Annotated in this window: 5 protein-coding genes; 2 read left to right on the top strand and 3 right to left on the bottom strand. The window is 45.5% G+C overall.

The genetic code is table 11. From position 1 onward, the window contains the following. Nucleotides 1-177 precede the first annotated feature (177 nt). From hemG to FTW16_RS24385, 3 genes are read right to left on the bottom strand one after another with little or no spacing between them, the layout of a single operon-like run. Nucleotides 178-705 carry a menaquinone-dependent protoporphyrinogen IX dehydrogenase gene (gene hemG, locus FTW16_RS24395; protein WP_146492807.1) on the bottom strand — a complete coding sequence of 176 codons (528 nt, stop codon included), beginning with the start codon at nt 703-705 and terminating at the stop codon, nt 178-180. A 10-nt stretch (nt 706-715) separates the two neighbouring features. Continuing rightward, complete coding sequence (locus FTW16_RS24390; protein ID WP_017077285.1) at nt 716-2,173, bottom strand: TrkH family potassium uptake protein; 1,458 nt, start codon at nt 2,171-2,173, stop codon at nt 716-718. 34 nt (nt 2,174-2,207) lie between these two features. Then, on the bottom strand, nt 2,208-2,831 hold the full coding sequence (locus tag FTW16_RS24385) for a YigZ family protein (RefSeq protein WP_146492806.1): 624 nt from the start codon (nt 2,829-2,831) through the stop codon (nt 2,208-2,210). Nucleotides 2,832-3,058: 227 nt separating this feature from the next. On the opposite strand from FTW16_RS24385, the gene fadB reads away from it, so the two are divergent. Both fadB and fadA read left to right on the top strand, forming a co-directional pair. Further along, complete coding sequence (fadB, locus tag FTW16_RS24380; RefSeq protein ID WP_146492805.1) at nt 3,059-5,230, top strand: fatty acid oxidation complex subunit alpha FadB; 2,172 nt, start codon at nt 3,059-3,061, stop codon at nt 5,228-5,230. 26 nt (nt 5,231-5,256) lie between these two features. Continuing rightward, a complete protein-coding gene (gene fadA, locus FTW16_RS24375) occupies nt 5,257-6,420 on the top strand; it encodes an acetyl-CoA C-acyltransferase FadA (protein WP_146492804.1) in 1,164 nt (387 codons plus the stop codon). Nucleotides 6,421-6,575: the final 155 nt, after the last annotated feature.

Raw genomic sequence — 6,575 nt, 5'->3', positions numbered from 1 at the left:
TAGCTTGGCTAATTTGACCTGCTGATTCGTTTTGGTTTCTTACGAAGCCTTCCCGTTTCAACGAGGTCGCATTATAGAGATTTCGATCACACTGGCAAGCCCTTTTTGAAGTTTTTCTCGTTTTTTTATTCGTTCGATTAAAAAGAGCACAAAACGCCTCAAAAGTAGGCTTTTCTCTTACATATCTTGCAGTTTCTTAGAGAATAAAGAGACTTTTTCCCAGTTTGTGTATTCGACTTCCTTGGTTGTATCCGTTTCACCACCTGTCATATTCATAATGAAGCGAATCATGGTTTTATCGAACCAGTTATAACGTGGATAATAGAGTGCGCCAGCAAACACACCGATTAGAGTCGGCTGCCATGGGGACTTTAGAAGAAACTTCTTAATATAGGCGCTACCTTCAGGGGTATCTTTTCCTTGGTCTTCTTTACGCGCTGTTAAGTTAACGCAAAAGAAGGCAACCTTATTTGATTGCAGCTGATCAAGGTTGGCATCAATGAACTGATATAGCTTCTTATTGAGATGCCCATAGCGAATAGATGCGCCAATCAACACTCTGTCGTATTGAGCAAAGTCGACATTACCAATGGTGTGCAGATCTTGAAGCTCACATTCGAACTCATTCATTTCTTCTTTTATATAGTTCAAGATTTTCTTGGTCTGCCCTTCACGGCTTGAATACAAAAATAGAGCTTTTGCCAAAATGTTGTCCTTAGCTACGCCAAAACGTAGGGGTCAATAAAATTAATAAGGTGAATATCTCTAAACGACCAAACAGCATAGATACGATCAACACCCACTTAGCCTTGTCATTCACATCGCCGAAGTGCATTGCCACTTCACCTAAGCCCGGGCCAAGGTTATTCAATGTTGCCGCTACGGCAGAGAAAGCACTCAGCTCATCCATACCAGTTGCAATCAGAGCCAACATACAAACCACAAAAACCAATGCGTATGCAGAGAAGAAGCCCCAAACCGCATCGACGACACGCTGTGGTAGTGCCGAACCGCCAACCTTGATGGTATAGACAGCTCGCGGGTGGACAAGGCGCTTCATTTCACGAGCACCTTGCAAGGTAAGCAGTAATATTCGAATGACTTTCATACCGCCACCCGTTGAACCTGCACAGCCCCCTATAAAAGAAGAGAACAGGAGCAGCACAGGTAAGAATAACGGCCACTCAGAGAAACCTGTGGTGGTGAAGCCTGCGGTTGTTGAAATAGACACCGTTTGGAACAAGGCTTGATCAAAAGCATCGTAATACGAGTCATAAGAGTGGTGATTAAGCAGTAATAAGAAACAAACTAAGAACAAGACTGCTTGAATAAAGATAAAGGCGCGGAATTCAGGATCTTTCCAATAATACTTAGGATGCACACCACCAGAAGCAAATGCAGCAAAGTGAAGCGAATAGTTACACGCAGAGATAAGAAGGAACACGACCGTAATCATGTTGATAGCAGGGCTGTTGAAATAGCCCATACTCGCATCGTGAGTCGAGAAGCCACCAATCGCAATAGTAGAGAAGCTATGACTTATAGCATCAAAAAAGCTCATCCCTGCAAGCCAAAACGCCACCGCACAAGCAATCGTTAGACTCAGATAGATGTACCAAAGCGCTTTTGCCGTTTCAGCAATACGCGGAGTCATCTTACTGTCTTTTACAGGGCCCGGGATTTCTGCACGATATAGCTGCATACCACCGATGCCCAGAACCGGAAGGATGGCTACCGCCAATACGATGATACCCATACCACCAAACCATTGCAGGAACTGGCGGTAAAACAGAATCGCCTTAGGCAGATCATCGAGGCCGACAATAACGGTCGCGCCCGTGGTTGTTAATGCAGAAAAGGATTCGAAGAAAGCATCGGTTACCGACACATTGGGGTTATCGGCGATCAAAAACGGCAGCGCACCAGCACTACCGATTACCGTCCAGAATAAAACAACAATCAAGAAGCCATCACGCGCTTTCAATTCATGCTTATAACGCCGGTTTGGAAACCAGCAGGTTGCTCCACAGAATAAGAGAACAAAAAAGGTCGTCACAAATGGCACACCCGCACCATCTCGATAGATCAGTGCGACGAGCGCAGGCGCGAGCATTGATACACTAAAAAGTGCTAATAATAATCCGACGATTCGAATAATTGAGCGAAATTGCATGAGCTATTGAACGAAGCGAAATGCTTCACACTTCCTAGTTGTCTTTGACTTTCGTTACCAGTGCCTTAGCACCGCTTTTATTGATCATGGTTTGGGTAAACGAATCTACCTGAAGGAGCTCTATTTCAATAATAAGCTCAACTTGAACACCATAATCCGCTTGGACTTCAACAGCCTGATGCTGAGCCATGATGGATTGTGCAATCGGCACAAAGCCATAGTCTAACTCTAGCCGTAATTTTGTGGTTATTTTTTTCTCGATAGTTTGAAGCAGCTTGAGAGCTTGTTGTACTCCACCACCATAAGCCTTAACTAAACCACCAGTACCAAGCTTAATTCCACCTGAATAGCGAGTGACTACAGCCGTTAACTCGCCAACACCCGAACCAGACAGTTGCGCCAAGATAGGCTTACCCGCAGTACCCGAGGGTTCGCCATCATCACTAAAGCCCCACCTCATCGAGTCTTCAGGTCGCCCTGCAGCAAAGCCCCAACAGTTATGTCGCGCTGAAGAGTGCTCTTTTTTTACCTGCTCTACGAATTGTTTAGCAGTTTCTATACTTGGTGTATGAGCAAGGTGCGTAATAAAGACGCTCTTTTTTATCTCTTCTTCAAACAGAGCTGAAGCTGACGGTATTAAATAGGGCTGTTCATTCATATCGTTAACTTAGTAAATAAGAGCGGAGAAGTGTATCACGCGTGAATAATAAGGGTTAGAGGATCTGTGCTATCGCACAATGTTAAACAATTGTTTAAAAAATGTATTGAAATTAATCAACCACAGGTACAGACTAAGATAACTGGTCTTACCAGGTATTCTACAATAATAGAAAGATAACAAGATTCTCTCAAACAATCGTGGATTGTATGTCATGGAGATAGACAATGATTTACCAAGCTAACACCCTACAGGTAAAGGAATTACAAGATGGTATTGCGGAATTAAGCTTCTGTGCACCAGCCTCTGTAAACAAACTCGACCTTGCTACTTTAGAATCACTAGATAAAGCGTTAGATGCTCTTAATGCTCATGCAGGATTACGTGGTTTAATCTTAACTTCAAACAAAGACGCGTTCATTGTAGGCGCAGACATCACTGAATTTCTTGGCCTGTTTGCTAAGCCAGAAGCAGAACTTGATGAATGGTTAAGATTCGCTAATTCAATCTTCAGCAAGCTCGAAGACCTCCCTGTCCCAACTCTTTCAATGATGCGTGGCCATGCCCTTGGCGGCGGCTGTGAATGTGTACTCGCTACTGATTTCCGTATCGGTGACAAGACCACCAGCATTGGCCTACCTGAAACCAAACTCGGAATCATGCCTGGTTTTGGTGGTTGTGTGCGCCTACCTCGCGTTATCGGTGCTGACAGCGCAATGGAAATTATCACGCAAGGCAAAGCATGCCGTGCAGATGAAGCGCTTAAAGTTGGCTTGTTAGATGCGATTGTTGAAACAGACCAGTTACTAGAGTCGGCAATCAACACCGTTTCTCTGGCTGCTAATGAAAAGTTAGACTGGCAATTACGCCGCAAACAAAAAACATCAGCATTATCGCTAAGCAAACTAGAAGCGATGATGAGCTTTACCATGGCTAAGGGCTTAGTGGCTCAAAAAGCAGGGCCTCACTACCCAGCTCCGATTACTTCGGTGATTGCTATTGAAGAAGCAGCACGTAGCGATCGCGATGCAGCACTCGACATCGAACGTAAACACTTCGTTAAGCTAGCAAAATCTGAAGAAGCGAAAGCACTGGTTGGCTTATTCTTAAATGACCAATACATTAAAGGCTTAGCAAAACAGGCTGGTAAATCTGCGAATAAAGCGACTGAACGTGCTGCGGTACTTGGTGCTGGCATCATGGGCGGCGGTATTGCTTACCAGTCAGCATTAAAGGGCGTACCAGTGATGATGAAAGACATCGCACAGGCATCTCTTGATCTTGGTATGAACGAAGCTTCTAAGCTGTTGAATAAACGCTTATCACGCGGTCGCCTAGACGGATTCAAAATGGCAGGAATTCTGTCTTCTATTACTCCAAGTCTACATTACGCAGGTGTTGAACAATCAGATGTGATTGTGGAAGCCGTTGTAGAAAACCCGAAGGTAAAAGCAGCAGTATTAAGCGAAGTGGAAGGTTTGGTTGGTGAAGACACGGTTCTTACATCAAACACCTCAACGATTCCGATCAACCTGCTAGCAAAATCTTTGAAGCGCCCAGAAAACTTCTGTGGCATGCACTTCTTTAACCCTGTGCATCGCATGCCTTTGGTTGAGATCATCCGAGGCGAGCATACTTCAGAAGAAACCATTAATCGCGTAGTCGCTTACGCAGCGAAAATGGGCAAATCCCCAATCGTTGTTAATGACTGCCCGGGCTTCTTCGTAAACCGTGTACTTTTCCCTTACTTTGGCGGTTTCAGCATGTTGCTACGTGACGGTGCTGATTTCACTAAAATCGATAAAGTCATGGAACGTAAGTTCGGTTGGCCGATGGGCCCAGCATACTTGCTAGACGTTGTGGGCCTAGATACAGCACACCACGCACAAGCAGTAATGGCACAAGGTTTCCCAGAGCGTATGGGCAAAGAAGGTCGTGATGCGATCGACGCGCTTTATGTCGCTGAAAAATACGGCCAGAAGAACGGCAGCGGTTTCTACACATACAGCGTAGACAAACGCGGTCGTCCTAAGAAGACCTTCTCTGAAGACATTCTTCCTATCTTGGCTGACGTATGCCAACAGCCACAAGACTTTGATGACCAGACCATTATCCAGCGCGTGATGATTCCAATGATCAACGAAGTGGTGCTTTGTCTAGAAGAAGGCATTATCGCGACACCGCAAGAAGCGGATATGGCACTGGTTTACGGTTTAGGCTTCCCTCCATTCCGAGGCGGCGTATTCCGCTACTTAGACAGTGTGGGTATTGGTAACTTCGTTGAAATGGCGAAAGGCTACCAAGACTTAGGTGCAATGTACCAAGTTCCTCAACTATTGCTTGATATGGCAACTAAGGGCGAAAGCTTTTACGACAGCCAACAAGCCAGTTCTCTGTAACCCACATTTGGAAAAGGAATAGCAAAATGAAAAATGTAGTTGTTGTTGATTGCCTTCGTACCCCAATGGGACGTTCCAAAGGTGGAGCTTTCCGTCACACTCGTGCTGAAGATCTGTCTGCACATTTGATGAAAGGCATTTTAGAGCGCAACCCAGAAGTAAACCCTGTCGAAATTGAAGACATTTACTGGGGCTGTGTACAACAAACACTAGAGCAAGGCTTCAACGTTGCACGTAACGCTGCCTTGCTTGCTGGTCTACCGATTGAGATTGGTGCGGTGACGGTCAACCGTTTATGTGGCTCATCTATGCAAGCTCTGCATGATGCAACCCGCTCTATCATGGTTGGTGATGCTGAAATCTGCCTGATTGGTGGTGTGGAACATATGGGTCATGTACCAATGAACCACGGTGTTGATTTTCACCCTGGCATGTCAAAACACGTAGCGAAAGCTGCGGGCATGATGGGCCTAACGGCTGAGATGCTAGGTAAAATGCACGGTATTAGCCGTGAAGACCAAGATGCATTCGCAGCGCGCTCACATACTCGCGCTCAAGCAGCAACAGTTGAAGGTCGTTTCAAAAATGAAATCCTACCAACAGAAGCTCACGCGGCAGACGGTTCACTGTTCACTCTGGATTACGATGAAGTCATTCGTCCAGAGACAACGGTTGAAGGCCTATCTCAGCTTCGCCCGGTATTTGACCCGGCAAACGGCACAGTAACAGCAGGTACGTCATCAGCTCTGTCTGATGGTGCTTCTGCAATGCTAATCATGAGCGAAGAGAAAGCCAACGCACTTGGCCTCAAGATTCGTGCTCGCGTGAAGTCGATGGCTATCGCAGGTTGCGATCCTTCAATCATGGGTTACGGCCCTGTCCCAGCTACACAAAAAGCACTTAAACGTGCAGGCCTAACCATTGAAGATATGGGTGTGATTGAGCTAAACGAAGCGTTTGCCGCTCAATCTCTTCCGTGTGCGAAAGACCTAGGTCTACTGGATGTGGTTGATGAGAAAGTAAACCTTAACGGCGGTGCGATTGCTCTTGGTCACCCACTGGGCTGTTCTGGCTCTCGTATCTCGACGACCCTAATCAACCTAATGGAAGCACAAGATGTGAAATACGGCTTAGCGACCATGTGTATTGGTTTAGGTCAAGGTATTGCAACGGTATTTGAACGCCCATAGCGATCACTGACGGTAATACTTGAAGAGTAATCTTTTGTGCAGCTATATTTATATAGCTGCACTTTTTATTACTCGACATCCAACAATACATAGATTCGTTCACCGAATTTAGCGAAAGAAAATCACTACTTACATCTATGCACAAAACGCATAGA

It is taken from the genome of Vibrio sp. T20, from assembly GCF_007858795.1.
Taxonomy (GTDB): domain Bacteria; phylum Pseudomonadota; class Gammaproteobacteria; order Enterobacterales; family Vibrionaceae; genus Vibrio; species Vibrio satsumensis.
This window is presented reverse-complemented; position numbering and strand designations above follow the sequence as displayed.